Source organism: Glutamicibacter sp. NPDC087831 (genome assembly GCF_044742845.1).
Taxonomy (GTDB): Bacteria; Actinomycetota; Actinomycetes; order Actinomycetales; family Micrococcaceae; genus Glutamicibacter.
On sequence record NZ_JBIUVH010000002.1, the window covers coordinates 547,880 to 574,514 of the forward strand.

General features: G+C 62.8%; 27 protein-coding genes and 1 pseudogene. 11 read left to right on the forward strand and 17 right to left on the reverse strand.

Going from position 1 to position 26,635, the window contains the following annotated elements; all coding sequences use genetic code 11:
- Window position 1: 1 nt before the first annotated feature.
- The 3 genes from ACIOJF_RS09025 to ACIOJF_RS09035 all read right to left on the reverse strand — a co-directional run bounded on the left by ACIOJF_RS09025 (window position 2) and on the right by ACIOJF_RS09035 (window position 3,632).
- Window positions 2-1,546, reverse strand: a complete 1,545-nt coding sequence (locus ACIOJF_RS09025; RefSeq protein WP_105656060.1) for an ABC transporter substrate-binding protein — start codon at window positions 1,544-1,546, stop codon at window positions 2-4.
- A gap of 216 nt (window positions 1,547-1,762) precedes the next feature.
- Entirely contained in the window at window positions 1,763-3,046 is a 1,284-nt protein-coding gene (locus ACIOJF_RS09030; RefSeq protein WP_181148757.1) for an MFS transporter, read from the reverse strand.
- 55 nt (window positions 3,047-3,101) lie between these two features.
- Window positions 3,102-3,632 carry a very short patch repair endonuclease gene (locus ACIOJF_RS09035; RefSeq protein WP_402741532.1) on the reverse strand — a complete coding sequence of 177 codons (531 nt, stop codon included), beginning with the start codon at window positions 3,630-3,632 and terminating at the stop codon, window positions 3,102-3,104.
- A gap of 186 nt (window positions 3,633-3,818) precedes the next feature.
- Here ACIOJF_RS09035 and ACIOJF_RS09040 point away from each other — a divergent pair, with 186 nt between their 5' ends.
- Window positions 3,819-4,880: a 2,3-butanediol dehydrogenase gene (locus tag ACIOJF_RS09040; RefSeq protein WP_105656062.1), complete on the forward strand. Its 1,062-nt coding sequence runs from the start codon at window positions 3,819-3,821 to the stop codon at window positions 4,878-4,880.
- A 52-nt stretch (window positions 4,881-4,932) separates the two neighbouring features.
- Here the strand turns inward: ACIOJF_RS09040 and ACIOJF_RS09045 are convergent, their stop codons facing one another.
- The 6 genes from ACIOJF_RS09045 to ACIOJF_RS09070 all read right to left on the reverse strand — a co-directional run bounded on the left by ACIOJF_RS09045 (window position 4,933) and on the right by ACIOJF_RS09070 (window position 9,745).
- Window positions 4,933-5,607 (reverse strand): hypothetical protein, encoded by a 675-nt coding sequence (locus tag ACIOJF_RS09045; RefSeq protein ID WP_105656063.1) that lies wholly within the window; start codon window positions 5,605-5,607, stop codon window positions 4,933-4,935.
- On the reverse strand, window positions 5,604-6,014 hold the full coding sequence (locus ACIOJF_RS09050) for a DUF4383 domain-containing protein (RefSeq protein ID WP_402741533.1): 411 nt from the start codon (window positions 6,012-6,014) through the stop codon (window positions 5,604-5,606). Before ACIOJF_RS09050 ends, ACIOJF_RS09045 begins: the two co-directional genes overlap by 4 nt.
- Before the next feature lie 316 nt (window positions 6,015-6,330).
- Window positions 6,331-7,713, reverse strand: a complete 1,383-nt coding sequence (locus tag ACIOJF_RS09055; protein ID WP_402741534.1) for a cryptochrome/photolyase family protein — start codon at window positions 7,711-7,713, stop codon at window positions 6,331-6,333.
- A 155-nt stretch (window positions 7,714-7,868) separates the two neighbouring features.
- On the reverse strand, window positions 7,869-8,447 hold the full coding sequence (locus ACIOJF_RS09060) for a DUF3618 domain-containing protein (protein ID WP_402741535.1): 579 nt from the start codon (window positions 8,445-8,447) through the stop codon (window positions 7,869-7,871).
- Window positions 8,444-8,863 carry a phage holin family protein gene (locus tag ACIOJF_RS09065; RefSeq protein ID WP_066142299.1) on the reverse strand — a complete coding sequence of 140 codons (420 nt, stop codon included), beginning with the start codon at window positions 8,861-8,863 and terminating at the stop codon, window positions 8,444-8,446. Before ACIOJF_RS09065 ends, ACIOJF_RS09060 begins: the two co-directional genes overlap by 4 nt.
- A 9-nt stretch (window positions 8,864-8,872) precedes the next feature.
- Window positions 8,873-9,745, reverse strand: a complete 873-nt coding sequence (locus ACIOJF_RS09070; protein WP_402741536.1) for a hypothetical protein — start codon at window positions 9,743-9,745, stop codon at window positions 8,873-8,875.
- 430 nt (window positions 9,746-10,175) lie between these two features.
- On the opposite strand from ACIOJF_RS09070, the gene ACIOJF_RS09075 reads away from it, so the two are divergent.
- Window positions 10,176-11,552 carry an NAD-dependent succinate-semialdehyde dehydrogenase gene (locus tag ACIOJF_RS09075; RefSeq protein ID WP_105656067.1) on the forward strand — a complete coding sequence of 459 codons (1,377 nt, stop codon included), beginning with the start codon at window positions 10,176-10,178 and terminating at the stop codon, window positions 11,550-11,552.
- Between the two features lie 142 nt (window positions 11,553-11,694).
- Here the strand turns inward: ACIOJF_RS09075 and ACIOJF_RS09080 are convergent, their stop codons facing one another.
- Window positions 11,695-12,012 carry a hypothetical protein gene (locus ACIOJF_RS09080; RefSeq protein ID WP_286134036.1) on the reverse strand — a complete coding sequence of 106 codons (318 nt, stop codon included), beginning with the start codon at window positions 12,010-12,012 and terminating at the stop codon, window positions 11,695-11,697.
- A gap of 677 nt (window positions 12,013-12,689) precedes the next feature.
- On the opposite strand from ACIOJF_RS09080, the gene ACIOJF_RS09085 reads away from it, so the two are divergent.
- The 4 genes and pseudogenes from ACIOJF_RS09085 to ACIOJF_RS09100 all read left to right on the forward strand — a co-directional run bounded on the left by ACIOJF_RS09085 (window position 12,690) and on the right by ACIOJF_RS09100 (window position 16,339).
- Complete coding sequence (locus ACIOJF_RS09085) at window positions 12,690-12,743, forward strand: chloramphenicol resistance leader peptide (protein ID WP_124770126.1); 54 nt, start codon at window positions 12,690-12,692, stop codon at window positions 12,741-12,743.
- 21 nt (window positions 12,744-12,764) lie between these two features.
- A complete protein-coding gene (locus ACIOJF_RS09090; RefSeq protein ID WP_332595015.1) occupies window positions 12,765-13,943 on the forward strand; it encodes a Cmx/CmrA family chloramphenicol efflux MFS transporter in 1,179 nt (392 codons plus the stop codon).
- Window positions 13,940-14,931 (forward strand): annotated as a pseudogene (locus ACIOJF_RS09095) (IS481 family transposase). Before ACIOJF_RS09090 ends, ACIOJF_RS09095 begins: the two are co-directional and overlap by 4 nt.
- 328 nt (window positions 14,932-15,259) lie before the next feature.
- On the forward strand, window positions 15,260-16,339 hold the full coding sequence (locus ACIOJF_RS09100; protein ID WP_400341429.1) for a YbdK family carboxylate-amine ligase: 1,080 nt from the start codon (window positions 15,260-15,262) through the stop codon (window positions 16,337-16,339).
- A 114-nt stretch (window positions 16,340-16,453) separates the two neighbouring features.
- Here the strand turns inward: ACIOJF_RS09100 and bcp are convergent, their stop codons facing one another.
- The 3 genes from bcp to ACIOJF_RS09115 all read right to left on the reverse strand — a co-directional run bounded on the left by bcp (window position 16,454) and on the right by ACIOJF_RS09115 (window position 20,105).
- Entirely contained in the window at window positions 16,454-16,945 is a 492-nt protein-coding gene (gene bcp, locus ACIOJF_RS09105; protein ID WP_402741537.1) for a thioredoxin-dependent thiol peroxidase, read from the reverse strand.
- Window positions 16,946-17,316: 371 nt separating this feature from the next.
- The gene (locus ACIOJF_RS09110; protein WP_105656071.1) at window positions 17,317-17,574 is read right to left on the reverse strand and encodes a DUF4235 domain-containing protein; all 258 of its coding nucleotides are present in this window, start codon (window positions 17,572-17,574) and stop codon (window positions 17,317-17,319) included.
- A 14-nt stretch (window positions 17,575-17,588) separates the two neighbouring features.
- Window positions 17,589-20,105 carry an ATP-dependent DNA ligase gene (locus tag ACIOJF_RS09115; protein WP_402741538.1) on the reverse strand — a complete coding sequence of 839 codons (2,517 nt, stop codon included), beginning with the start codon at window positions 20,103-20,105 and terminating at the stop codon, window positions 17,589-17,591.
- Window positions 20,106-20,269: 164 nt separating this feature from the next.
- On the opposite strand from ACIOJF_RS09115, the gene ACIOJF_RS09120 reads away from it, so the two are divergent.
- The gene (locus tag ACIOJF_RS09120) at window positions 20,270-21,250 is read left to right on the forward strand and encodes a Ku protein (protein WP_402741539.1); all 981 of its coding nucleotides are present in this window, start codon (window positions 20,270-20,272) and stop codon (window positions 21,248-21,250) included.
- A gap of 3 nt (window positions 21,251-21,253) precedes the next feature.
- Here the strand turns inward: ACIOJF_RS09120 and ACIOJF_RS09125 are convergent, their stop codons facing one another.
- Window positions 21,254-22,426, reverse strand: coding sequence for an alcohol dehydrogenase catalytic domain-containing protein (locus tag ACIOJF_RS09125; RefSeq protein ID WP_105656074.1), 1,173 nt, complete (start codon window positions 22,424-22,426; stop codon window positions 21,254-21,256).
- Between the two features lie 47 nt (window positions 22,427-22,473).
- The gene (locus ACIOJF_RS09130) at window positions 22,474-22,644 is read right to left on the reverse strand and encodes a hypothetical protein (RefSeq protein WP_402741540.1); all 171 of its coding nucleotides are present in this window, start codon (window positions 22,642-22,644) and stop codon (window positions 22,474-22,476) included.
- A 245-nt stretch (window positions 22,645-22,889) separates the two neighbouring features.
- Here ACIOJF_RS09130 and ACIOJF_RS09135 point away from each other — a divergent pair, with 245 nt between their 5' ends.
- Window positions 22,890-23,984, forward strand: a complete 1,095-nt coding sequence (locus tag ACIOJF_RS09135; RefSeq protein ID WP_402741541.1) for a hypothetical protein — start codon at window positions 22,890-22,892, stop codon at window positions 23,982-23,984.
- A 37-nt stretch (window positions 23,985-24,021) separates the two neighbouring features.
- On the opposite strand, the gene ACIOJF_RS09140 is transcribed toward ACIOJF_RS09135, so the two are convergent.
- Window positions 24,022-24,942, reverse strand: a complete 921-nt coding sequence (locus tag ACIOJF_RS09140) for an SDR family oxidoreductase (protein WP_105662081.1) — start codon at window positions 24,940-24,942, stop codon at window positions 24,022-24,024.
- A gap of 311 nt (window positions 24,943-25,253) precedes the next feature.
- Between ACIOJF_RS09140 and ACIOJF_RS09145 the strand changes: the two genes are divergently transcribed.
- Genes ACIOJF_RS09145 through ACIOJF_RS09155 form a run of 3 tightly spaced genes read left to right on the forward strand, consistent with a single transcriptional unit; the run spans window position 25,254 to window position 25,970 of the window.
- Complete coding sequence (locus ACIOJF_RS09145) at window positions 25,254-25,514, forward strand: Rho termination factor N-terminal domain-containing protein (RefSeq protein ID WP_105662080.1); 261 nt, start codon at window positions 25,254-25,256, stop codon at window positions 25,512-25,514.
- Window positions 25,515-25,538: 24 nt separating this feature from the next.
- On the forward strand, window positions 25,539-25,694 hold the full coding sequence (locus tag ACIOJF_RS09150; RefSeq protein WP_181149051.1) for a hypothetical protein: 156 nt from the start codon (window positions 25,539-25,541) through the stop codon (window positions 25,692-25,694).
- Window positions 25,695-25,721: 27 nt separating this feature from the next.
- Window positions 25,722-25,970 (forward strand): hypothetical protein, encoded by a 249-nt coding sequence (locus ACIOJF_RS09155; RefSeq protein WP_146112949.1) that lies wholly within the window; start codon window positions 25,722-25,724, stop codon window positions 25,968-25,970.
- 106 nt (window positions 25,971-26,076) lie between these two features.
- On the opposite strand, the gene ACIOJF_RS09160 is transcribed toward ACIOJF_RS09155, so the two are convergent.
- Entirely contained in the window at window positions 26,077-26,493 is a 417-nt protein-coding gene (locus tag ACIOJF_RS09160) for a CBS domain-containing protein (protein WP_402741542.1), read from the reverse strand.
- Window positions 26,494-26,635: the final 142 nt, after the last annotated feature.

Consider the following 26,635-nt stretch of genomic DNA (forward strand, 5'->3'; position numbering starts at 1 on the left):
GCTAGCTGGTCTTCGCCAGATCCTTGGTCAGCACGTAGCGGGTCAGCGGGTCCTGGACATAGCCCTGGACCTTGGCTCCCACGCCGTCGATAGCCTGCTCGTTGACCAGCCAGAGGTTCGCGGCGTCGTCGGCGAGCAGATCCCCTGCCTGGCGGTACAGGTCGTGGCGCTGGGCCTCGTCCTTCTCTGCCAGTGCCTGGCCGATCAGCTGGTCGTAGTCCTTGTTGCAGTAGTGGCTCAGGTTGTAGCCGCCCTCGCAGGTGTAGTCGGACTGCAGGAAACCGATCGGATCGGCAATGTCGATCATCCGGTTGCGCTGGCTGAGGATCATGTCGTAGTTGCCGGCCAGCACATCGGGTTCTGCGGCGCCGTAGGACTTGGTCACCACATTGGCCTGCAAGCCGATCTGCTTGAGCTGCTCCTGGATGATGGCCCCCACGCCGGCGAACTCCGCGCGTTCGGTGATCGCAATGATTTCCAGCGGCTTGTCCTGCTGGTATCCGGAAGCTTCCACCAGCTTCTTGGCTTCTTCGATATTCACCTGCGGTACGGCCAGATCCGGGTTGGCCCAGGGCTCGCTCGGGGCGAAGGGGCCGGTGGCAGGCTGCGCTGCGCCTTCGTAGATGCTGGCGGCCATGGCCGGCAGATCCAGGGCCATGGTGGCGGCCTTGCGTAGCTCCCTGCTCTCGAATGGAGCGCGCGAGTTGTTCAGGTACAAGGTCGAGGTGCGAGGCGAGTCGGCCTTGAGCACGCTGATCTTGCTATCGGCTTCCAGCGCCGCCAGGCTGGTGGTCGGGATGGACATGGAAATGTCCGCTTCTCCGGTCTGGACCTGGGTGGCGCGGGTGGCGCCTTCGGTGATGTAGCGGATTTCGCCGCCGGCCAGCTTCACCTCTCCGTCCCAGTAATTCGCGTTGCGGTCCAAGGTCAGGGACTGCCCGGCTTTTTCGGAGACCGGGGCAAATGGTCCGGTGCAGTGCTTCATCGGGTCGATGCCCTTGCCGGTGTACGCGGCAGGGGAAAGCACTCCGGCGTTCACGCTGGCCATGCGGTAGGGCAGCAACGGATCCGCGGCGGGTGTGGTGACGCGCACGGTATCAGCGTCGAGGGCCTGGACCTTCTTGATGGTCTTGGGGTTCACCGCACGGGCTGGAGCGGTGGCCTCAAGGACGTGGTTCAGCGAGCCGGCAACGGCCTTGGCATCCATGGCGGTGCCATCCTGGAACAGTACGTTCTTGCGCAGCTCGAAATCCCATTCGGTATCCGAGGACTGCTTCCAGGAAGCAGCGAGCATCGGTTCAACGGTTTTGGTGCTCTGGTTGTATTTGGCCAGGGTTTCCAAGCAACCGGCGATGGAGAGCACATAGGCGTCGTCGCTTTCCAACGCCCAGTTGGATACCGGGGCGCGGAAATTGGCCACGACCACGCGGGCTTCCGAGTCCGCGGCTTGTTCCGGGGCGGAGCTCGCAGAGGTGGAGCTGCAGGCGGTCAGCGCCAGGGCAATGGCCGCAAAACCTGCGGCAACGCTCAATCGTCCAAGTTTCATGGAAATCCTTCGGTATTACGTGATGGATTGGCATCTAATGCAATAGAGCCTCGGTAAGCGTACCCTAATTAGTTGCCTCGTTTTGCTGATTATGACCCGGCAGGGAAAGCGGAGGAAAAGCCCCCGCAGAGAGCCTGGAAAGAGTGGAAGCTGAGTAGTGCAAACTTGGGGTGCCCCGTGGAAATTCTGCGAGGGCAGCGCGTCATGTGTCGCAGTTCACGCACCCTGGGTCTGCAGGCCTGAGCGCCTCACGAGCGATGCGCCAAGCCAAGAAGCAACGACCAGCGGAATGATGAGAACCAGCCACGGCAGGAATCCGGGGACGTGGCCCTGGCCGGCCTGGGACAAGAGCCAGCCCACCAGCAAATTCCCCAGTAGCACCGCCAGGCCGCCGCAACTGGACAGCAAGCCGAAGTAGGATCCGGTACCCCGGTGTCCGGCGAATCCGGGAACGAGCGAAAGAGCTGCAGGGTGCACGCTCATATGCCCCAAGGCCAGCAGGGTGACCGCGCACAAGATGCGTACCGCCGCGGTATTCTCGCCAAAAGCCGTGGCGGGGAGAAAGGCGAGTACGCCGAAACCCAGGGCGCTGGAGACATATCCGCAACGCAGGGTCGCTGCCGCGCCGATCCGTGCGGCGAGCCATGCGATGGGCAATTGCAAGCCCAGGGTCAGCACGGAGATCCACGCGAAAACCAGTCCCAGCCACTGGGTGGGCAGACCCGTGCGTTCCAATTCCAGGGGAATGGCCAAATAGAGCTGGTTGTATGCCAGCAGGTCAGAGGCATGCAAGGCGCAGAAGGCCACGAATTTCCGGTCCGCCAGGCATCGGCGCAGGCTGCCAGGCCGGGCCTGCCGCTTGGCTCGTGGCCCGGCATGATCCGGTGAAGTGCCTTCCGGAGCGTAGCGGCGCAATGCCGCAGCCAGGAACAGTCCGATGGCGATGAAGAAGATTGCCCCGAAACCTGCAACGGCCGCGAACCCCCAGTCCCACAGTGCCGCTCCCACCAACGGTCCGGCCACCGCGCCGATTTCTCCGGTGACGCTCAGCCAGGCAAAGAGCGTGGCCCGCTTGGCTCCCGTGGGTTGGCCCCTGTCGCGCGCGCTCTGGGCAGCGCCCACCAGAATGCTCAGGCCCGGAGAGAAAAGCGCCCCGCCGAATCCGGTGAGCAATGTACCAAGGATGAACAACCAGAGCTTCGGGTCGCCCAAGGACAGCGAGGCGGCCAGCGTGAGGAACCCGGCGGCGCGCACTGCGCAGCCAATAAGGATCATGCGCCGGGCACCGAAGCGATCGGCCAGGCTGCCTCCGGCCAGGAAGAGGCCCTGCTGGGCGAAGGTCCGGATGCCCAGGATCAGGCCCACCGCGGCGCCTGCCAACAGGAAGTCGTTGGCCAGCACTACGGCAAGAAAGGGAACCACGGCGTAGAAGCCGATATTGAACAGCGTCTGGGTTCCCAGCAGTACCGGGACTTCGAAGCGGGACGTGCTGGTTTTCATGGACCTCGGGGAACGGGCAGGTGCGCTGCGGGCAGATCGGGCGGACTCTTTGATCTTAGCCAACTCCGGTGCCCTGGGACGGGTCCTGCCCGCCGGGGCTGCCCGGCAGGATCCGTACCGGTCCGAGGAAACTTGCTGCCCTGTCCAAGACGCCATCCATCGCCTTCAGCTCGCATTCCCAGAGCGTCAGCGATTCCCAGCCAAGTGCCGCCAGGCTATCGCGATTGCGCTGGTCCCGGGCGATGTTGGCATCCAGCTTGGGGTTCCAGTACCCGGTATTGGATGCGGGGCGCCGCTGGCCCACCGGGCAGTCGTGGCCGTGCCAGAAGCAGCCGTTGACGAAGATGGCCTTGCGCCGGGCGCTGAAGACTAGATCCGGGGATCCGGGAAGCTTTCCGCCCCGCAGCGGGATGCCGGGATGCGCAGCACGCAGCTGGGCAACTTGCCGTGCGGGCAGGACGCCGTGCACGCTGTAGCGGTACCCGGCGGCATGCAGCAACCGGCGCAGGACCAGTTCCGGTCCGGTGTTCTTGCTGGAGATGCGCGACATGAGCGCCGAACGCTGCTCCGCCGACATGATGTCCATAGTCCATTGTGCGCCGCGAACAGGCCGCGCACTGCTGGCTGGGCTTTGGCTGGATGGCTTGCCGGTGCCATCGGATGAAACCTCTTGCAACGGTTCCCAAACCTTGGCTGCCGCAGTAGCTTGGAGCTGGAATGGCCGGCCGGGATCGGTCCGGTCAACAACAGGCAGAAGAATCGAGGGGGAGCCATGCGCGCAGCACGGTACTACGGCCAGAAGGACATCCGGATCGAGGACATCGATGAGCCGGTGCTGAAGCCCGGAACGGTGGCCATCGACGTGGCCTGGTGCGGCATCTGCGGCACCGATCTGCACGAATACCTGGAGGGCCCGATCTTCATCCCGCCGGCCGGGCATCCGCACCCGATCTCGGGAGAGAGCGCGCCGGTGACCATGGGCCATGAGTTCTCCGGAACCATTACCGCCCTGGGCGAGGGCGTCACCGGACTTGAAGTCGGCGAGCACGTCGTGGTGGAACCGTACATCATCCATGAAGATGTGGACACCGGCAAGGGCCAGCAGTACCAGCTCTCCGAGGACATGAACTTCATCGGCCTGGGCGGTCGCGGCGGAGGGCTATCGGAGAAAATTGTCGTGGAACGCCGCTGGGTGCATCCGATCGGCAAGATTCCCCTGGATGAGGCCGCGCTGATCGAGCCGCTGTCGGTGGCCCACCACGCCTTCGTCCGCTCCGGCGTCCAGGCAGGGCAGATAGCCATCGTGGGCGGTGCCGGCCCGATCGGCCTCCTGACCGCAGCGGTGCTTAAGGCCAAAGGGCTGACGGTCTACATCTCGGAACTCTCCGAGGCCCGCAAGGCCAAGGCGCGGGAAACCGGGGTTGCCGACGAGGTCTTTGATCCGAGGGACGGGGACGTGGCGGACAAGGTGCGCGAGGCGACCGGAGGACGCGGGGCCGATGCCGGATTCGAGTGCTCCTCGGTCCCGGTGGTGCTGGATATGCTCCTGGACGCGGTGGCTCCCGGCGGGGTGATCGTCAACGTTTCGATTTGGGGGCATAAGCCGCAAGTGGACATGCCCAAGCTGGTCTTGAAGGAAATCGACCTGCGCGGCACCATCGGCTACGCCAATGACCATCCGGACACCATTGCCCTGGTGCAAAGCGGCAAACTGGACCTGGCCCCGTTCATCACCGGGCGCATCGGGCTCGACGAGCTGGTTTCCGAAGGGTTCGACCAGCTGATCAACAACAATGAGGAACACGTGAAGATCATTGTTGATCCGCGGGCCTAGCCTGCAGCTATCGGGGCCAGTTGGATCACTGGCACTGGCCCCCTGGCTGCGGCTAGTGGTGGTGTTCTGCCTGTTTCATTTTCCCAATGATTCCCGGGTCGATGTCTCCCGAATGATGAGTGCCGTGCTCGGAATGCGGTACCGCCAGTTCTCCGGCGGACGAAGCTGCCAACCCCAAACTGGCAACCGCCGCAACCGCAACTGAACCGGCAAACATGCTCCCGAGGACAACTAGGCTGCTGGAACGCACTGCCCGGTGCGGATAGTTCTTCCGCCGCTTGCGCTGCCACACGAAGACCGCCAGCACCGACAGTTCAAGCAGCAGCAAGGAAGCAATAGTGAGATCCAGATTCTTCGCTCCCTCCGGGAACCCCCAAAGACCGGCAACAATGCTGGCTAAATGCACGGAGGAGACGAGCGCCAGGCAGGGGACCGCAAGCTTCACGGCAGGGGCCGCTGCCTTCAGCAGGCTGGCAACGGCGTACACCAGCGCCACCCCGGCCCAGGCCGCGGATGCTATCGCGCCGAGCCACGCCCACCACGGTGCTGAGGCGGACCCGTCGCCGAATGCCGATGCCAGGCTGGCGGAGGAGGCCGCGGCCAGCGCCGCGACTCCCAGTCCAGCGATCCCGGCATAGAGGCCGCCGAAGGTAACGGAGCCCGCAACTGCATCTCGCCCTTGCGTGGCAGGTTCGGTGGCAGGCTCCATGGCCTCGTGGGAAATCATGACCGTGCAGTATGGGCTGCTGACGTCCGGTCCTGGGACAGGCCTACCGACAGCAGGACAATCGCGCTGGCTAGGTGCAGGACGTTATCCGCACCGTTCAGGGCAATGATGTTCAGTGCTGTAGAGGCCAAGAAGAGGCCGAGGATGCCAACCAGGAGGTAGACGGCGCCCACCGTGGTGTTGGCGAGCTTGGAAGCACGCACGGATCCGAGCCCAGCGATGAGCAGTGCTGCGCCGATGGCCAGGTGGATGACGTTGTGAAGTGGATTGACCTCGAAAATGATCAGCTTCCCGCCCTCTGTTGCGAAGAAATCCACGCCGGCAGTGACAAGGAACCCGAGCAGGCCGACAAGGAGGTACACGGCCCCGAAAATCGTTGCGAGCAAGCGGTTAGGCGATGTGCGCATGGCAATCAGTCCTTCCTGGGACACGGATTCTAGTCCGTGTCGAGTTCTGCGGGTTCCGGAAGGAACCCTGTAGAAGTTCTTCGGAGAAGGACGGAAGGCGGATTGGTCTTGATTGGACTTATTTGCCGGCACCGGAGGCACCCAAGGATGCGGTAGGCGTTTTCGCATTGGTGTTCGGTTGGGGAGGCTCTGGATCCCTCGGCAAGGAAGCTGATGCGTTGAGAGAGCGAGCCGAAGATGCGTTGGGCCGAAACAGCGAATAGCAGGTCATCGTGGATCTGCGGGCTTCATCTTCGCGCTGCCAGACGCTTCGCGACTATGAGCTGAGTTTCATCTGCTCGTAAGCATCCAATGCAGCCTGCCGCGATTGCTTCAGGTCCACAATGGGCTCCGCGGCCAGCGGCGCGAATCGAGCCGTGTAGCTTCCCTGGGGATCGAATTTCTTGGCCTGCAGTTCCGGGTTGAACACCCTGAAGTACGGTGCCGCGTCGGCGCCGCTTCCAGCGACCCACTGCCAATTGGCAGTATTGCTGGCGAGATCCGCATCTACCAAGGTGTCCCAGAACCAGCGCTCGCCGACCTTCCAATGCACTTGCAGGTTCTTGACCAGCAGGCTGGCTGCCACCATCCGCACCCGGTTATGCATCCATCCGGTCTGCCAAAGCTGCTGCATGCCGGCGTCCACTAGACCGAAACCGGTGCGTCCTTGTTGCCAACAGCTCATATATTCCGCGGCCTGCGGGTCTGCCTCAGGCCAGGCCCAGTCGAAATGATCGAACTGCGCACGCAGATTCCGCTCCGGAAGCTGCGGGTGATGGTAGTACAGGTGCCAGCAGAAATCCCGCCAGGCGAGCTGGCGGCGCATCGCGGTGGCACCGTCGGAAGCCTCGGGATTTACGGCGGCCAGACGGCCCAGCGCCTCCCACATCTGGCTTGCGCTGACATGCCCCCAGCGCAAGGCGGGGGAGAGGGCAGACGTTCCGTCCAGATCGGGGCGGTCATGGTGCTCCGGGTAGTCTTCGGCGATCGATTCCAGCACCTGCTCCAGGCGCTGGCGCGCAGATGCTTCTCCGGGTTCCCATTGCGCGGCGAGCCCGTCAATCCAGTCCAAAGCCGGCAATAATTCCAAGCTCTCCAACTCGTCGCTGGCGGGAAGATTAGTGTCCGGGAGGGGTTCTTGTGCCTGTGGCGCGGGCAACGGAGGCCGGATCTCGCTGTCGCGCAACGCGTTGTAGAAGGGCGTGAAGACCTTGTAGCCGGTGTTGTTCTTGGTCAGCAGCTCCCAGGGCTCATGTAGGAGCGTCCCGCTGTAGCTGTGGGCGTGGACGCCTCGCGCGTGGAGGTCCTGCTTGATCTGCATGTCGACGGCGCGTTCGGCGTGGCCGTAGCGGCGGTTCCAGTGCACGGTCTCCACGTTGCCATCGTGCACGAGTTCGCTGATGATCCCGGCGGATGGGCCTTGGCGCAGGATGAGCGGGATTCCCAGTTTTTCCAGCGATCTGCGAAGGTCCTCCAGCGCCTGATGCAGCCACCATTTGGCCGCGCCGCCCAGCGGGCGGATGCCGGCAGATTCCTGGTCCAGGACATAGACCGCGATCACCGGACCGGAAGAAAGCGCGGCATCCAACGCGGGGTGATCGCTGGTGCGCAGATCATCGCGGAACCATACCAGATGCGTAGGCAAAGCAGACTGAGTCATTTGGGATTCTCCATGGACTCATCCTAGTGGTTATTTAGCTTAGCTAGCTAAATCACGGTGGATTCCCCGACTGGTTCAGCGCCTACCGGGCAGAGCAAGAGGCTGGTGGTTCCAATCAGAGATTGCACGCACCAGCCTCTTGCCGCGCCTAGGGATCAGGAGCCGTGATCCATCTCCTTGGCCGTGTCCTTCGCTTCGCCGTGCAGATGCTCGGCTTCGGAGTTGGCTTCGGATTTCACGGTCTGCACGGATTCCTGGGCGGAATCCCGCAGGTCCTCGGCGGCCTGCCGCGCAGGCTCCCGCAGGTCTTCGGCAATCTGCTTCGCCGCATCCTTGGCCTCTTCGGCCAGCGGTTCTGCCTTGTCCTTGACCCGCTGGACCAGCTCGGCTTCTTTCTGGGTCCCCGGAAGCAGCGACGAGGCCAGCAGTCCTGCCCCGAAGGCGATGATTCCGGCGGCCAGCGGATTGCCCTTGGTCTGCTCCACCACCCTGTGCGGTGCGTCCCTGACGGCTTCCGCGGCATCTTCACTGTAGTGGTGCAGCTGGTCACTTGTTGATTCACTGGTTCCCATGACGGAGTCCTTCACCTTCCTGAATGAGTCCTTGACCTTTTCGGATTGTCGGTGGGCAATGTGGCTGGGACTGACCCTGTCGGCAATCGCATCCACATCCTGTTGCATGTCGCCTCGTGTCTGGGCGATTTCCGCGCGGAGTTCTTCTGAATTCTTGCTCATGGTGCATCATCCTTCGGAGTAAAAGCTGATGGAATCCTCTTGACTGTCTCGGCCGTATTAGGCAGTCCCTTGATCTCTTGCATCTTCTTCTTGGCTGCGCTTGCCAAGACCAGACCGATCACCGCCCAGAGGGCGGCGACCACCAAGGCCGAGAAGCCGTAGCCAATCCAGAGCGACAATCCGAAGAAAGCCGCAACGGAAAGAAATAGCAAGACGAAATGGCCGGCAACACCGGCACCGGCATACATGCCTGCACCCTTGCCGGCGGAGCTGGCCGACTCCTTCAACTCCGTCTTTGCCAGCTCGATCTCTTGGCGAACCAGCAGCGATACGTTCTGGGTCAGGTCATTGAACAGGGCGCCGAGGGAACTGCGTTCATGTTCTGCGGAATCGGGATCTGGCGTCGTGTGAGTCATCGAATGCTCCTAGCGGTAGTCGGTGCTGCGCGGATCCCCAGGAGGGTAGGAGCGCAGCGGGTCAACATCCACCGAATCGTCATGCAGCGGGTTGCCTGCCGAATCCACGCGGGTGGTTCCCTGGAAGGACGGGGCAACCCGAACCGGACCTGGCCCGTCAACGCCCGAGGCGTTCGGTGCGCTGGTGGTGCCGGGGCGTGGTTCCTGGTCGCGGTGCCCTGTGGTGTTTTTCGGCTCGCTGGCATTCCGGGTCATACGTCCTGCCAGCAGCCCAGCGCCCAGCGCCAGCCCCAAGAAGGCGGCAGGGCGTTTGCGTGCAAATCCCTTGACCTCATCCAGCAAGTCGTGCGGCTCGCGCTGTTCGAGCCAATCGGCGGCCTGTCCGCTGTGATGCGAAGCCTGGTCCACCAGCATGGAGGCGGTTCCGCTCGCGCTGGACTGGTCGAGCATGGCGCGGAACTCATCGCTGATGTCGCGCAGGTTGGCCGCGACCTTCCGCTGCTGCGCGGAGGTCTGCTCCTTCAGGTCGGAGCCGAGTTCATCCCACAGGTGGGTGGCCTGGTCCTTGGCCTGCTCAGCGAGCATCGAGGCTTCCTGCTTGGCGCTGTCAAGCACGTGGGTGGCGGATTCCTGGCCCTCGCGCGCCAGATCCTGGGCTGCCTGCGCTTTGCCCGACGTACTGCCGCTTCCTGCGGACTGCCGGTCATCGGAATCATGCGCGTCGGCCGGTACCGGTTCGACAGTGCCCGACGGGAACAGGTCGGTTTGCGGCTCGGTCAACGGATCCGGATCTTTCAAGCCGTGGCGGACGGTTCCGGGTTGCGGGGTGCTGCGCGGGTCATCGGGGAATGGATTCGAACTGGTGTGATCGTTGGTGCTCATGTCTTCCCTTCCTCTGCTGCTGTCGTCAGCTGCGGGTGGCGCGGCAGGTGGCCGCGCATCCGGCTCCGCAGTCCGTGCGGAGCGCTGCTGGTTGCCTACGACGCTAGGCAAGAGCGCGCCGCAGGTCACAGATCGCGGCCAATCCGCAGGAAGCATTCAGGTTCGATGGCGATAGCTCGGAGCTTCCAGGAAAGCAGGAGGCAAGCGAGTAGGATCGAGCCGGATCCCGAGCGTCCAGCGCACCACCCGGCGCAGCTGCGAGGAGTCCAGCAGTACTGCAATCCCTGCTGCGGCCCAGTTCGCAGCTTTGGAGGAGCAGCGGCAGTTTCCGTGGCGAACACGCCAATACCCGACGAGTCCGGGGCATTGGCGACGGGAGCTGGAAGACTGGGCGCTAAGTGTCCAACAAGCGAATCTTCGAAGGAGCACCATGTCCACTTATGCCGTTACCAATCCCGCCACCGGCGTAGTCGAAGCAACCTACCCGACTGCCACCGATGCGCAGATCCAGGATGCCATCGCCGAGGCGCACAACGCCTACACCCAGTGGTCGGTCTCCGCACTGGAGGAACGCGTCGCCCTGCTGGAGCGGGTGGCTGACATCTACGAGGCACGCGCCGATCAGCTGGCCGCGATCATCACCCGCGAGATGGGCAAGCCCATCAAGCAGTCGCTGGGGGAAATCGGCATCGTGGCGGCGATCTACCGCTACTATGCCAAGAACGGTCCGGGGTACCTGGCCGACGAGGAGCTGGAGATCGCTTCGGGCGGCAAGGCGCTGGTGCGCAAGGAAGCGGTCGGCGCGCTGCTGGGCATCATGCCGTGGAATTTCCCGTACTACCAGGTGGCACGCTTCGCCGGGCCGAACCTGATGAACGGCAACACCATCCTGCTCAAGCACGCGCCGCAGTGCCCGGAGTCGGCGCTGGCCATGGAAGAGATCTTCAAGGAAGCAGGAGCCCCGCAAGGCGCGTATGTGAACATCTTCGCCACCAATGACCAGGTCGCGGACATCATCGCCGACCGCCGGGTGCAGGGAGTATCCCTGACCGGTTCCGAGCGCGCCGGAGCGGCCGTGGCAGAGATTGCCGGGCGCAACCTGAAGAAGGTGGTGCTGGAACTGGGCGGCTCGGATCCATTCGTGGTCTTCGACGACGCGGACGTGGCGCGCACTGCCAAGCTGGGCATGCGCGCCCGCTTCGGGAACACCGGCCAAGCCTGCAACGCGGCCAAGCGCTTCATCATCGATTCCTCGGTCTACGAGGACTTCTCCCAGGCGCTAGTGGAGCAGGTGGCCGGAATCAAGGTGGGCGACCCGGCCCAGCCGGAGAACTTCCTCGGCCCGCTGTCCTCGGCCGCGGCCCGCGACGGCTTGGCCGCACAGGTGCAGGACGCCATCGACAAGGGTGCCCAGGTCCTGGCCGGAGGCAAGCCGATCCAGGGCGAGGGCGCATTCTACGAGCCGACCATCCTTGCCGGGGTGACCCCCGAGATGCGTGCCTTCTCCGAGGAGCTCTTCGGCCCGGTCGCCGTGCTCTACAAGGTAGATGGCGAAGAAGAAGCCGTGGCCCTGGCCAACAACACCGACTACGGGCTGGGAGCTTCCATCCACACCCAGGACATGGAACGCGCAGAGCGCGTTTCCGTGCAGCTGCAAAGCGGCATGGTGGCCGTCAACGAGCCTTCGGCTTCCTACCCTGAGCTGCCATTTGGCGGCGTGAAGCGCTCGGGCATCGGCCGCGAGCTGGGCAAGTACGGCATGGACGAATTCATCAACCACAAGCTGGTGAAGATCGCTGGGCGCTAAGACAGGGGATTGCGGCAGCGGTCCTGGCTTCCCCGGAGAATTCCGGGTAAGCCAGGACCGTCAGTCGAAAATGGCCTATATGCGGTTAGCAGCGAGCCGTTGAATCAGCGGCACCTGGGCGGGGCCTCCAGTGCCCCGGCAGCTAGCTGCGCGTCATCGCCAGCGGCCACTGTTCTTCCGGGGTGAAGACTGGCAGGGCGTTGGCAATTGCCGTGTGGGTCCAATACCGAACTCGGAAGGCCAGCATGCCGCTTTCCTCCGCTTGCTCGAAGAGCGTGCAGATCCGGGTATTCGCAGGAGTCTCATCGACGATCCGGAGAGCACCGTTGGGAGGCGAGACATGGATGAAACGAAGCTGCTCGCCCTGGGCGTCCAGTATCGCCACGAGAACAGCGCAATTGTGAACGGAAGCGAGGCCCATGACGTCGTCTACCGGCTCGTTGAGTTGTGCAATGATCACGGGCATTCCTTGGATCCACCCGTACTCGCTCAGATGGGAGCGTCCTTCGCGCGACCCCAGGAGTTCGGCGACACGTTCAGCAGTCTTGGACCTGACTATACGTCCTGGCATTAGTACTACCTCCACTTTGTTCGTAACTCTCGAGTGCACCCCATAAGTCACGCCACTTCGCAGATTGCGGATTAGCCTGCCGGCAGGCAAGGCTCGCCGTCGTTGAGAAGCGGAGTGTGTTTCAAACCTAGGCCACTTGATCTGCGACCGGGAGGGGTGGCCCTGGGTTCTCAGCTAATTTTCAGGCTCAGAGGAGAGCTTTTTGAACTTAGCTTCCGGCCTAGTCAGTAGTTTGTTTGGTCTGCCGCGGACTGCCCGTCGCTAGGCTTCGTATGTACGCCGGAACGGACCGCATTTCCAACGTCCACAGCCGTGCTTGCTGTTCGCCGCAGCTGCGGGCAGATCGTTGCCGCTTCCAGAGCCAGTTGTGATGTCCAGGGACAGTGTTCTGCCCCCGCGCGCAACGACGTCGTGCCGATTAGGGACGTTTCTATCCACGCCACGCGCAGTCGAGCGCTGTAGAGTTCGGGATATGTCGAGTCCCGAGTCAGACAAGTCCGGGGTTGTCGGTCACACCGCCAGCCCCTTCAACCAGTAGTTACGACGCCCACGATCTGTGTTGGCGTATGTCTGGCGTACCCGGGGTGCTGGCCGTGGTGACAAGAAGAACCATTTCTTGATTTCTCACCTCGGAGTACTCGATGCCTTTTGCTCTCTACATGCTTGCCTTGGCGGTTTTCGTCATGGGCACTTCAGAATTCATGCTCGCGGGATTGCTCCCCGCGATCGCGACCGAGCTTGACGTCTCGGTCGGCACGGCGGGCCTGCTGACTTCGGCCTTCGCGATCGGTATGGTCATCGGCGCGCCAGTGATGGCGGCATTCGCTCGCCGTTGGCCACCGCGGCTCACGTTGATCGTCTGCCTTCTCGTGTTCGCGGGAAGCCACGTCATCGGAGCGATGACACCCGTGTTCGCTCTCCTCCTCATCACCCGGGTGCTCAGCGCTCTTGCAAACGCAGGATTCCTCGCGGTAGCACTGAGCACGGCCACTACTCTCGTGCCAGCGAACCAGAAGGGGCGTGCACTGTCGATCCTGCTCTCCGGCACGACGATCGCAACCGTCGCGGGTGTCCCCGCTGGGTCTCTGCTCGGCACAGCGTTGGGCTGGCGAACGACGTTCTGGGCAGTCGCCATCCTCTGTATTCCGGCGGTCTTCGGAGTCGTTCGAGGGATCACGAACAATGCCGGTCAGACCGCAACTGCCGGGTCCTCGCCAAGGCTTCGTGCCGAGCTCAGCCAGTTGGCGACGCCGCGGCTCATCCTGGCCATGGCACTTGGAGCGCTGATCAACGGAGGGACCTTTGCGGCGTTCACCTTCCTCGCCCCCGTAGTGACCGAGACTGCGGGGATGGCTGATGGGTGGGTGTCCTTCGCACTGGTGATGTTCGGCGTCGGATCATTCCTTGGCGTCACGATCGCTGGGCGACTGTCAGATCAACGCCCCGGCGTCGTGCTTGCAGTCGGCGGCCCGCTGCTGCTGACAGGATGGATCGGATTGGCATTGGTCGCGTCGCATCCCGTTGCGCTTATCGTCCTCGTCTTCGTTCAGGGCTTCCTGTCGTTCGGCATTGGCAGCACCTTGATCACGCGTGTGCTGTATGCAGCGTCGGCTGCTCCAACGATGGGCGGTTCGTACGCAACCGCGGCATTGAACCTCGGTGCCGCGGCGGGTCCTGTGCTTGGCGCGTTCGGGCTCGCGGCAGGGTTGGGGGTGCTCGCGCCGGTCTGGGTGGCCGCGGCATTGGCGGCGGCCGCGCTCTTGACCATGGTGCTGAGCCGGCGCACGCTTTTGGAAACCACTGCGGAGGCCAATCGATGACTGATCCAAATGCGCTGCTCACGCCTCGTACCCGTCTCCGGATAGCCCGTCTGATCGTTGAAGACGGCTATCCGGCCACGATGGCAGCGAAGATGTATATGCTCTCTCCGATCACTGCCCGGAAGGGGGCCGGTCGTTGACGGGAAGAGGGTGGGCATGGGATGCAGCATCGCTCCAGCAGGCCGCATTGCAATCCAGGCAGGACGCCCGAGCATGCCAAGAAGAAGCAGATCATCAATCTGCGCTTGCGACTTCGGCTGGTCCAGCCCAGATCGCTGCGTGACTTGGTCTCCCGGCGTCCAGGGTTCACGCGGTCCTCGCCCGTTGCCGCGTGAACCGCCTCTCCCGTATCGATCGTGTCACTGGTGAGCCCTTGCGGCGACATGGGCACCCTTATCCGGGATCGTTGATCCATGTCGATGTCACGAAGTTCGGGAATATCCCCGTCGGTGGTGGACATCGTTACGTTGGTCGGCAGCAAGGCGCACGGAACAGAACCGCCACTCCGGGACTGCCCAGAGGCAAAGACCACAAGCCGCGGACCGGAACGGCGTTCGTTCACACAGTGATCGACGACCACCCCCGAGCCGCTTATGCAGAGATCTGCATGGACGAGCGGGCAAGCACAGCGGTGGGAGTTCTCGAACGCGCTGTGGCCTGGTTCGCTGAACGGGGCGTGACCGTCGAGCGAGTCCTATCCGGCAACGGGTCGGCCTACAGATCCCACCTTTGGAGGGACTTCTGCGCTCGGCTTGGCATCAGACACAAGCGAGCACCTCCCTACCAGCCGCAGACGAACGGGACGATCGAGCGGTTCCACCGCACACTCGGGGGCGGGTGGGCTTATGCCAAGTTTTACGGTTCAAACGCCGAGCGATGCCTGGCTCTGCCCGGCTGGCTCCACTTCTACAACCACCACCGACACCACTCAGCGATTGGCTGCGCACCCTTCGCCCGACTAAACAATGTCCCTGGACCTCACAGCTAGTTCAGATTTCATGTCCGATTCATTCTGGGTTGATGGGAAAACCATGAGAATCCATCGGGCAAGCAGATGCAGCCAGGCTACGGGATCTACTGTTTCAGAATCCGCTTACGCAGAACGCAAGCCGCCGAGGCGGATGAAGCTGCGGCCATCCGGATATTCGCAGCCTAGCTGAAAGGGGATTGATCATGCGGCAATCCGTTCCGCGCAAGAAGAAAGATGAGCAGTTCCCCGCTAGTTCGCATCAGGCAGACCAGGTTAGCCAGCAGTAAGTCAACACAGGCCGGTTGCTGGTCCGACGCCCTAGCAGCCATGTTCCGGGAGGCACGAAATGAGCACCTTTGGCATTGAAGAAGAATTCTTCATGTTCGACGCAGAAACAGGGTTGCCGGCCAGCACGGATAAAGAAGCGTTACGGCAAGCGCTGGATTCGCAACGCAATGGCGAAGTGCAGAACGAACTGCTTGCTTGCCAAATAGAACATGCCAGCGCCATCTGCGAAGACCGGGATCAGGCCCTGCATGAGCTGGGAAGTTTCCGCAGTGCTCTGGCAAGCGAAGCGGCCTCCCGCGGCCTGCTGGTCGCGGGTTTGGGCGCGGCGCCGATGATTGCCCAGCAGGCTCCGGAGCTGACCGATAATGCAAGGTATCGGGAAATCGGCAACTTCGTTTCCGGAATAGCGTCAGAGCATTACATGTGCGGTTTGCACGTCCATGTGTCCATCCCTGATTCCGAAGCGGGAATTCGTGCGCTGAACTTCTTGCGCGGATGGCTGCCATTTCTTTGCGCCCTGGGCGCCAATTCTCCGTATTGGAAAGGGGGCGACAGCAACTTTTCATCGTGGAGAACCATTCACTATCGAAAGTGGTCCGTCCAGGGAATTCCGCCGTACTTCAAGGATTCGAAAGACTATGGGACTCGGCTTGCGCGAATCAATGGAACCGATGCAGTTCCCGACCCAGGCCACATCGGATGGTCCGCCCGGTTGTCGGAAAAGTACCCGACACTCGAAATTCGGGTCGCGGACTCGCAGTTGAGAGCGCAGGATTCGGTATTGCTGGCCGTGCTCATGCGAGGGCTGGTCGAGACTGCGGTGGCCGGCGAATTCGATGCGATCGAGTATCTGCCCGAAGTCCTGGACCTCTCATTGTGGCAAGCGGCCAAGAACGGAATCACCGGAGTGCACGTGGACACGCGAACCGGAGAGCAGGTCGCTGTGGAGGAACTGGCCCGCAGAATGCTCCGACTCATTGAGGGCGCACTGAAGGAACATGGAGATTACGACTATGCTGTGATTTCACTCAGGAACATGCTGGAGACAGGCAATGGAGCGGTCCGCCAGCGGGCTGCATTCGAGCGCGGTGCTTTCACGCATCTGTTGGCCAATGCCCATTCCGAGATGCAGATGTAGCTTGCCGTCCAGAGATCCTCAACGCAGTCTGCAGGATGTGGCCGGGGCCGGTTAAAGTTGGCCCCGGCTCGAAGCGTCCGGGCTGGCACCGGAAAGATCCGGGTGCGGAATCCTCTAGACTCCGAGGGAATCGCGAAGTCGCGCCACATGCCCTTGGGCGTCCACAGAATATTCAATTTGGCGGATGCTGCCGTCTTCATCGATGACTGCGGTGGAGCGCAGCGTGCCCACGACGGTCTTTCCACCGATGTTCTTTTCACCGTAGGAGCCGTAGGCTTTGGCAACTTCGTTGCCCGGGTCGGAAAGCAGCGGGAAATTCAGCGATTCATCGCTAGCGAAGGCAGCCAGCTCTTCCGGAGCGTCCGGAGAAATGCCCAGAACGGAGAATCCTGCGGCCTGCAGCGAATTGAGGTTGTCGCGGAAATCGCAGGCCTCGGTGGTGCAGCCGGGAGTCGCGGCCTTGGGGTAGAAATACACGATCACTTTCTGCCCTGAATAATCCGAAAGCGAGATGGTCTCTCCCTTGGCATCTTGCAGGGAGAAGGCTGGCGCTGGCTGGCCGGCGGTGAGCGGAGAAGAATGGGCGGTCATCGATTCAACTTTCATATAGTGATATTTTGTTTTCATTCTAATTCAGTGGATGCACTCAATGCCAGAGACTTCTGGGATATATTTCCGACGGACTTCTGGAAGGCAATAACCTCGCCATGGACCGTGTCGCACACTTCCAAGGCATCAAGGAAGGCTTGAATGCTGCAAAAGCCTGCAATCCCGTTGGCAGTTCTGCCTGCTGGAGAAGCTGTCGACCGGCCAATTGGTCACCATGCGATTCCCGCAGGCCGTCAGCCATCCGCGATGCACCAGGGCAGTGCACACCGGGCAGAAAGCTGCCCGGCACCAACGAAAACACCGAGCCGTGCAACTGGGCAGCAGCTGCGCGACCCGGTGCATCCGGTTACCGGCCAGAATGCGGCCTGCTAGCGGTTGGCGGCCTTGGCTTCGAGGGAACGCGTCCACCGTTTGGCCATGGCCTGGATGGCAGAAGCGCTTGCCCCCGAGATCACGGCGAACGCCAGCACCTTGCCTACGGCGGCCTGCTGCTGCTTTTCGGGGTTGGCCAGGGATGGCGGTTCTTCACCCATGGCTTTATGCCAGACCCCGGAGACGAGCTTGGCTCCGAGCCAGCCTGCGCCGAGCGAAATCAGGGTTCCGAAGATCTTTACCAGCAATTTCATGTTCTGCTCCTCTGTTAGTGGTTAGTTGGAGTTTGGTTCCCGGCCGGATCTGCCGGTTCCCAGCGGACCTCATCCGGTTGCTTCTCTTCGCGCCAGCCGCGCCACACCGGATGGCGCAGAAGGCGGTCCGAGGTCAGTTCGCTGTATCGGACTTCTGCCACGTATTTCGGACTCACCCAGTGGGCATCGCTTTGATGCGCTGCCGGGATGTTCTTGGCCGGGGGAGTCTTGCGTTCGATCTTTTCAAGCCGCTCGCGGATTTCGGCCAGTTGCGCGTCGCTGAATCCGGTGCCCACCCGGCCGGCGTATTCCAAGCCGCCATTTCCCGGAATGGCCAGCAGCAGCGAGGCCAGGCTGCGGCTACGCGACCCCTGTCCAGACCGCCAGCCAATCACCACAGCTTCCTGGTGCCGCTGGTGCTTGAGCTTCACCCAGCTGGTGCTGCGCCGGCCCAGCTCGTAGACGGAGTCGCGTTCCTTGGCCACCACGCCTTCCAGGCCCAGCGCACGGCTGGTCTCGATGGCCTGCTCCAAGGTCCCGGTGTGGGCCGGTGGCACCTGCACGTACTGGTGGTCGAGATCCAGGCCCGCAAGCCGTTGGCGGCGTTGCTCGTAGGGCAGAGCCGTCAGATCCACCAGTCCTGCATCCTTGTCATATGGCAGCTGCAGCACGTCGAAGACCAGGTACTGGATCCTGATGGCCGAGGCCTGCTTCGTGCGTTTCTTCCGCTGGTGGGCCACCCGTTGCTGGAGCAGCGAGAAGTCAGGGCGGCCCGAAGAATCCAGGGCGACGATTTCCCCGTCCACCACACAGCGTTCCGGCAGCAGCGAACCGAGGATTTCGAGTTCCGGGAAGTCTCCGGTCAGGTCGTGGCCGTTGCGGCTGATCAGCTTGGTTTTGGCGCCATCGACTACTGCCAACGCGCGGTAGCCGTCCCATTTCATTTCAAAGCTCCAACCCCGCTCGCCGGAGATCTCCCGAGCAGTGCCGGCAGTGGCCAGCATGGGGCGCAACGCTTGGCCCGACAGATCAGCCACGGCCTGCTTGGCGCTAGGCTCGCGAGCAGCCTCCGGTTCTCCGCCACCGGAATCAGCGGACGTTCCCGCCTCGCCTCCGCCCGGCTGTTCCTTGGCCAGCTGCAGCAGCCAATTGTCCTTGCCGCCCATCCCTGCGGCCTGGATCAGCACGAACCGCCGGTCCACTCCACCCAGCCCGCCCTCGCGGGAGCCGGTGAGCACTGCGATGACTTCTTTGCCTTCGCGCCACTTCTCGATGGTGCAACTTCCCGAATCCCAGATCGATACTTCCCCGGCACCGTATTGGCCCTTGGGGATGCTGCCTTCGAAGCTTGCGTAGGAGAGCGGATGGTCTTCGGTCATGACCGCCAAGCGCTGGATTCCTGGTTCCAGGGGTGGACCTTTGGGCACCGCCCAGGAGACCAGCACTCCGTCGTGCTCCAGGCGAAAATCCCAATGCAGCGCGCGGGCATGATGTTCCTGGATGACAAAGGAGAGGCCGGTGCCGTCCTTTCCGCCCGGCTGCATGGACTGGGAATTCCCGGATTGCTCCGGCACCGGTTCAGGTGTCAGCGCCGCATCGCGCTTGGAGCGGTAGACCGCCAGGCGATCGGGATCCTGCTGTTGTCCCGAGGCCAGCTGCGCCAGCGGATCGATTCCATCAGCAATGCGGTCCAGCACCTCGTGGAAGTCCAGCTGCTCCAACCCCGGCGCTTCGATTTCCTCCCAGGTCCGCGGGGCCGCGACAGTGGGCCGTGCGCGGCCGCGCAGAGAATACGGGCACACGGTAGTCTTCGAGGCGTTGTTCTGGCTCCAGTCCACGAACACCTTGTTCTCGCGCAGCGAGCGCTTCATGCTGGCGAGAACCAGTTGCGGATGCTCCTTCTGCAAGGTGGAGGCCAATTCCTTGGCCACCTCGTTGACTTGCTCCGAGGTGTATTTGCCATCCAGTCCGGCATAGAGGTGGATGCCCTTGGAACCGGAGGTCACTGGAAAGCTGGGCAGGTCCATGCCGTCGAGAATCTCCCGGCAGATCAAGGCGACTTCAGCGCACTGCTCCAAGCCGGCGCCCGGACCGGGATCCAGGTCCAGCACCAGCCGGTCCGGATTGGCAGGTTCCAGCGAGGAATCGAAGCGCCACTGGGGAACATGGATTTCCAGCGCAGCCACCTGGGCCATCCAGGCCAGCACCGCCTCGTTGTTGACTAGCGGATAGATATTGGAGTGGGTCTTGTGCTGCAGCTTGGCCGAGGGAATCCAGCCTGGGGCAGAGTCCTCGAGATCCTTGCGGAAAAACACCTTGCCCGGTTCTTCGGGGGTCCCCACGCCGTCCACCCAGCGCTTGCGGGTGGCCGGGCGCCACGCGGCATGCGGAATCAGCACCGGGGCCACCTGCTGGAAGTAGTCCATGACTTCGCCCTTGGTGGTCCCGGTCTGCGGGTACAGGACCTTATCCAGATTGCTGACCTTCAGCGTGTTCCCCGCGACGGTGACGGTTTGCTCCCTGCGTGCCATGCGCTGTCCTTTGCTTTGCCTTATGAGGACCAATCTTCCCGAGCGGCGCCGGGGAATCCAGCGTTCCAAGCAAGCTTTGCGTTTCGCGCTGCCGAACCTCAGCGCCGCCTGCCAGAATCACTAGGGCAGTGACACACTGGCTGGAAAGATGCTTCACTATGCCCATGCGAGCTATCTGGACTGGATCAATTGCCTTCGGCCTGGTGAACGTGCCGGTCAAGGCCTACGGCGCCACCGAGGACCACGACATCGACCTGCACCAGGTCCATGACAAGGACGGCGGACGGATCCGCTACGAGCGCCGATGCGAAGTGTGCGGGAAGAAAATCGCCTACAAGGATCTGGACAAGGCCTATGAGGACGGAGAACGGACCATTGTGCTCACCGATGAGGACATGGACGCGTTGCCTGCGGAGAAGAGCCGCGAAATCGAGGTGGTCCAGTTCGTCCCGGCCAGCCAAGTAGATCCCCTGATGCTGGAGAAGAGCTACTATCTCCAGGCGGACTCCAAATCGCCCAAGGCCTACGAGCTGTTGCGCCGAACGCTTCAGGACACCGAGAAGCTGGCAGTGGTGCGCTTCGCCCTGCGCCAGAAGACCCGGCTGGGCATCTTGCGTGTCCGATCCAAGGTGATGGTGCTGCAAACGGTCATGTGGGCGGACGAGCTGCGCGATGCCGAGGCAGTGGCACCGGAGAAATCACCGCGGATCAGCGAGCAGGAACTGAAGATGTCTGCCTCCCTGGTAGACCAGTACAGCAGTGATTTCACGCCGCACGAGTTCCAGGATGACTACCAAGCCCAGCTGCAGGCGCTGATCGAAGCGAAAATCGAGCAGGGCGAGGACCTGGATACCGAGGCGACCTTCGGTTCCCCGGACCAGAGCAGCGAGTCCGGGGAGGTCATCGATCTGATGGAGGCGCTCAAGCGCAGCATCGACGGGCGCAATGCCAAGGCCCCGGCCAAGGCAGCCAAGGATGGGAAGGCCGCGGCGGCGAAGAAACCCGCGGCGAAGAAACCTGCGAAGAAAACCGCAGCCAAGAAGCCGGCCGCGAAGAAACCAGCCACGAAGAAGGCAACGGCAAAGGAGGCCTCCTCCTCGCCACACAAGAAGAAGGCCTCCGGTTCCGGGAAGAAAAGCGCCTAGCCGCTAGGGCTTGAGCACCACCTTGATGCACGCATCCTGCTTCTTCTGGAAGGTCTCGTACATCTGCGGACCGTTCGAGAGCGGCTGCTCGTGCGTGACCAAGTCGTCCAGGCCCAGCGGATCGGCTGCATCCTCGGCCAGCGGCAGCAGCTTCTGGGTCCATGAGCGCACATTGCATTGGCCCTGTCGGATCTGGATCTGCTTGTCGAACAGCTTCACCATCGGCATCGGGGTGGCGGCCCCGGCATAGACGCCGCTGATCGACAGGGTGCCGCCGCGGCGCACGGCATCGATGGCCGAATCCAGCACGCTGGTGCGGTCCGCGGAGACGTTCTCCATGGCCAGCTGCGCGGCCTTGTCCGGCAGCAACCCGGTGGCTTGCTGGAACATCGAGGAGACCGGGGAACCATGGGCTTCCATGCCCACCGCATCGAGCACGGCATCGGGGCCTCGACCGGTGCGCCCGCGCAATTCGCCCACGGTGTCCTTGGTGAAGTCCAGGGTCTGGATGCCGTGGCGCTCAGCCATGGCGCGGCGTTCTGCCACCGGGTCGATGCCCAGCACCTCATAGCCCAGGTGCCGGCCGATGCGCGCGGCGAGCTGGCCCACCGGCCCGAGCCCGTAGACCGCGAGAGTTCCGCCGTCGGGGACATTGGCATAGTGCACGCCCTGCCACGCGGTGGGCAGGATATCGGAGAGGAAAAGGTAGCGGTGGTCGGGCAGCTGGTCGCCAACTTTCACCGCACCGTAATCGGCATGGGGCACGCGCAGGTATTCGGCTTGGCCGCCGGGCACCTGTCCGTAGAGTTCGGAGTATCCGAAGAATTGGGCGCCCTTGCCGTGCTTGCGCACCTGGGTGGTCTCGCACTGCGACTGCAGGTCGTGCTGGCACATCCAGCAGTGGCCGCAGGAGATGTTGAACGGGATGACTACCCGGTCGCCTACCGACAGCTTGGTTATGCCGCTGCCGACTTCCTGGACGATGCCCATGGTTTCGTGGCCCAGCACGTCGCCGGCATGCATGTAGGGGCCCAGCAGCTCATAGAGATGCAGGTCCGATCCGCAAATCGCGGTGGAAGTGACCTTGATGATGATGTCCCCGGGATCCTGAATCACCGGATCCGGGACATCGCTGAAACCGATCTTTCGCTTGCCTTGCCATGTCAATGCTTTCAAGAGGTTATCTCCTAGTCGTATCGTTGCCGGCGGAATACAAACGCGGATCAGTCGGTATTGAACTGGTCGGTGTCAACCTGGTCCGGGTCCTGCTCCTCGGCTGGCTGCTCGAACGCGTCTTCGTGGTCCCCGACAGAATTCTGTTTTTCCTCCGCGGGCTCATCGGGCGTTGGAGTGATCCCCGCGTGCTGCTCTTCTTCTGGCTGGTTGGATTCCATGGATGGTCCTTTCTTCATCAGATGGGCGATGGCACCGACCATTCCACACCGGGCAGCAGGCAACAAGGCAAGTTTGATGGGCATTGCCTGTGAGTCGGGGATCCCCGGAATTCCGGGGATCCAGCGTGCACTGCCGGTGCTGATTCCTGCAAGGTTGCTGAACGGCACTGCAGACCCGGGCGCGACTTCCTAGTGTGTGCTGTGGGAGCGGGCCAAGCTGCTGCCCTGAGAGCTGCGAGGTGCTGATGAGCGTGCAAGAGCCCGAGAAGCGCACGGTGGGATTAATTGCCGACCCTGGCATAGCCGACGCGATGGCCAATCGGATCGCTGCCCGGCTGGAAGGGGTCATGGAGAAGCTGCAGGAGCACGAACAGCAATGGGACGTGCAGGTAGCTCCCTTTTCCCTGCCCTTGGGGGAGAGCGGACGGGTCGCGTTGAACGACAAGGTGCCCAGGCTGCGGGAAAAGCATGGCTGGGACTTCATCATCTACCTCACCGATGCCCCGCACTATGTGCAGAACCGGCCGGTGCGTTCGGTGATTTCCGTCGAGGATGCCTCGGCCGTGCTTTCCATGCCCAGCCTCGGGATGGCCCGACCGCGCACCGTGGCACGGGAACTGGCCGAACTGGTCAGGGAATTGGCTACCGGCAAGCAGCCGGCTCCGCCTCCGACCCCGCTGGGACGGGTGATGAGCGTGCACGCCAGCCGGCAGGACGGGCAAAACGAGCAGAACCGCATCTCGAGCATCGAGGGTTTGCGCGGGCGGCTGCTGCTGATTGCCGGGATGGTGCGCAGCAACCAGCCGTGGAAACTGGTGCCGCGGCTTTCCTCCGCGATGGCAGGTGCGGCGGCCACCGGTGCTTTCGGCGTGTTCTACACGAGCATCTGGTCCATGGCCGACTACCTGCCTGCCGGGCGGCTTTCGCTGATCACGGTCTCAAGCATCCTGATCCTCACGCTCTGGCTGCTGCTGCACAACCGGTTGTGGGAGAGGCCCAAGGGCAACCGCCGCCGCGAGCGGATGGTCGTCTACAACGCGGCCACCGTGCTGACGGTCGGGTTTGCCGCGACAGTCATGTACCTGCTCCTGTTCCTCGCCCTGCTGGCCGGCTCGCTGATTGTCATTGACCAGGAATATCTCGCCTACCAGCTGCGCCACGATGTCACGATGGCCGAATACATCAACCTTGCCTGGCTGGCATCCTCGCTGGGAACCATGGGCGGGGCCATCGGCTCCAGCTTTGACGAGGTCAAGGAAGTCCAGCGCGCCACCTTCAGCCAGCGCGAATACGAGCGGAGGAATATGGAATTCACCATCAGCAAGGATGACGTGGAATGATCCCCGGGCCCTATCGCCCGGGGACCTTTTCGCCGTTCTACGGCTGGTTCTTGCCGCCGTTCACGTGCACCGTGGAACCGACCACGTAGGAAGCCTCATCGCTGGCCAGGAACACATAGGCCGGGGCCACTTCCACCGGCTGGCCGGCCCGGCCAAGCCAGGTATCGTGGCCGAACTCAGGCAGCGCTTCGATCGGCTGGCCATCCGAAGGCTGCAATGGAGTCCAGATGGGGCCGGGCGCCACGGCATTAACCCTGATGCCCTTCTTCGCTGCTTGGGACGCCAGCGACTTGGTGAAGTTGCTGATCGCGCCCTTGGTGGCGGCATAGTCCATCAGGTGATCCGAGGGATCGAAGGCCTGGATGGAGGTGGTGTTGATGATGGAGCCGCCTTCGGGAAGCACCTGCAGGGCTGCGCGGCTCAAGGCGAACATCGCGAAGATGTTCACATCGAAGGTGGCTTCGACCTGCTCGTCGCTCAGCTCTTCCAGGGACTCGACGCTGATCTGCTTGCCGGCGTTGTTCACCAGGATGTCCAAGCCATCCAGCGCGGTCACCGCCTCATCGATCAATGAATCGCGGTAATTGCGGTCCCGCAGGTCCCCGGGCAGCAGGTGAACTTCGACTCCCGCATCTTCCAGGACCCCGGCGATGGCATCGGCATCAGGCTGTTCGGCGGGCAGATAGGCCAAGGCGACCTTGGCTCCCTCGCGGGCAAAGGCGATAGCCACCGCCGCGCCAATGCCGGAGTCGCCGCCGGTGACCAGGGCGCGTTTTCCGGCCAGCCGGTCCCGGCCCTTGTAGCTGCGCTCGCCATGATCCGCCTTGGGCTTCAGATCCCGGTCCAGGCCGGGTTCCTCCTGGCGCTGTTCGGGCGGGCTGATCTTTTCCTTGCCGGCGCGGCCTTCGCTTCCGGTACCGAGCGGCTCAGTGCGGTCCTGGGGATTCTTCTCGGGCATGGGATCTCCTCCTGCTGTTGCGGCAGGACGCCGGCGCGGTGCGCTCAGCGGCGTCCGGGTTCAATTCCAGTTTGCTCCGGGCCTTCCGCTGTGCGAGGATCACCTCCACCTTCGGCGGCAACAGCCAGACTTTTTTCTGCGAAGATCCAGTTTCGCACCCCGCTGCATGAATTGTGCTACCGCTGAAGTCTGGGATTCAGCGCAAAGTCCGGCAGGGGCACTGTCCCCTGATCAGTGAAGTGGCTAGCGTGGAACGCACAGTGCTGGCACTGCAAGGAGCCAGCTGGCGAAGCGTACGAGGGAGGAAACCCATGGCAGGCAAGAGCCGGATCAAGGATGAAGAACTCTACGAGGAGCTGCGCGAGGAGGGGAACTCCAAGCAGAAGTCGGCGCGCATCGCCAACGCCGCCGCCCGCGACGGCCGGTCAGCAGTGGGCCAGCGCGGAGGCAAAGCCGGGGACTACGAGGACTGGACGGTCCGGGAACTGCAGGACCGGGCCAAGGAAATCGGGATTAATGGCCGTTCGAAAATGCGCAAGGCCGAACTCATCGAAGCCCTGCGCAATTCATAGCAGACCGCCATGGAAGGAGAAGCAATGAGTGAACGCGAGAAGCCTGAAAATCCGGCTCGCACCACCCAACCGGATGAGGATGCCCAGCCAGGGGACGAGCGCGTGGTTCGCCGCGGCAGCATCAACGAGAACACCGAAGATGAATCCGAGGAAAGGGAAGAACGCTATGACGCGGGCTGAACTTTCCCTCCAGCGAAGGGAAAAGCCATGACTGGCAAACCAGTGGACAGCACCCGCAGGCGCCGGCCAGGCCTGTGGCTGGCGATTGTGGGCGGACTGGTGGCCGTAGGATTCGCCATCTATGCGCTGCTCGCAGCGCCGGACAGCACCTCGGGGCCGCTATGGATCGTGGCCGGCTGGGGCGCATTGGTCTTCATCTACGGCCTGTACCGCATCATTCGCGGACCGAGCTCACTGGATGATCCACGCGCCGGCACCGACGCCAACGGACGGTGACGGCGATCCCTTGAGGAGAATCGCAGCAGAACAAGGGCAGAGCGTCCGGGAAAACCATGGTTTTCCCGGACGCTCTGCCCTTGCGATCCTGCTGGGCTGGGAGATCCTAGTCCTGGGAAATCCCTTCGACCAGGTTGCCGGTGCTCTGCTCGTCGTAATAGCGGGCAATATCCGCCTGGGCGAGCATTCCGACCAGCGAATGCCCGTCGATGACCGGAAGCCTGCGCACCTGGTGCTCCTGCATGGTGCGGATGGCTTCTTCGACCGAATCATCGGCTCCGATGGTGACCGGCTTGCCCTGGGCGTAATCGGCGACGTTGGTGCTGGAAGTGACCACACCGTCGGCCACGGCGTTGATGACGATGTCCCGGTCGGTGATCGTGCCGGCCAGGCGGTTGTCCTTGCCGCAGATGGGCAGCATGCCGACCTGCAAGTCCTTCATCATCTGGGCGGCCACTTGAATCGAGTCCTGCTCCTTGACGCATTTGGCAGGCGAGGTCATTAGTTCCTTGGCTGCAACCATGATCGTGCTCCTTTCGCGTATTTTTGTGGGACACCCTCCACGCTCCAGCACAGCAAGCACGTCTTCAACCATTGCCAGCGAGCTTGCAGATGCGCCCCCTCGACTCTGGCAACAGCCGATTAATCATGTACTTGTGCCGCCA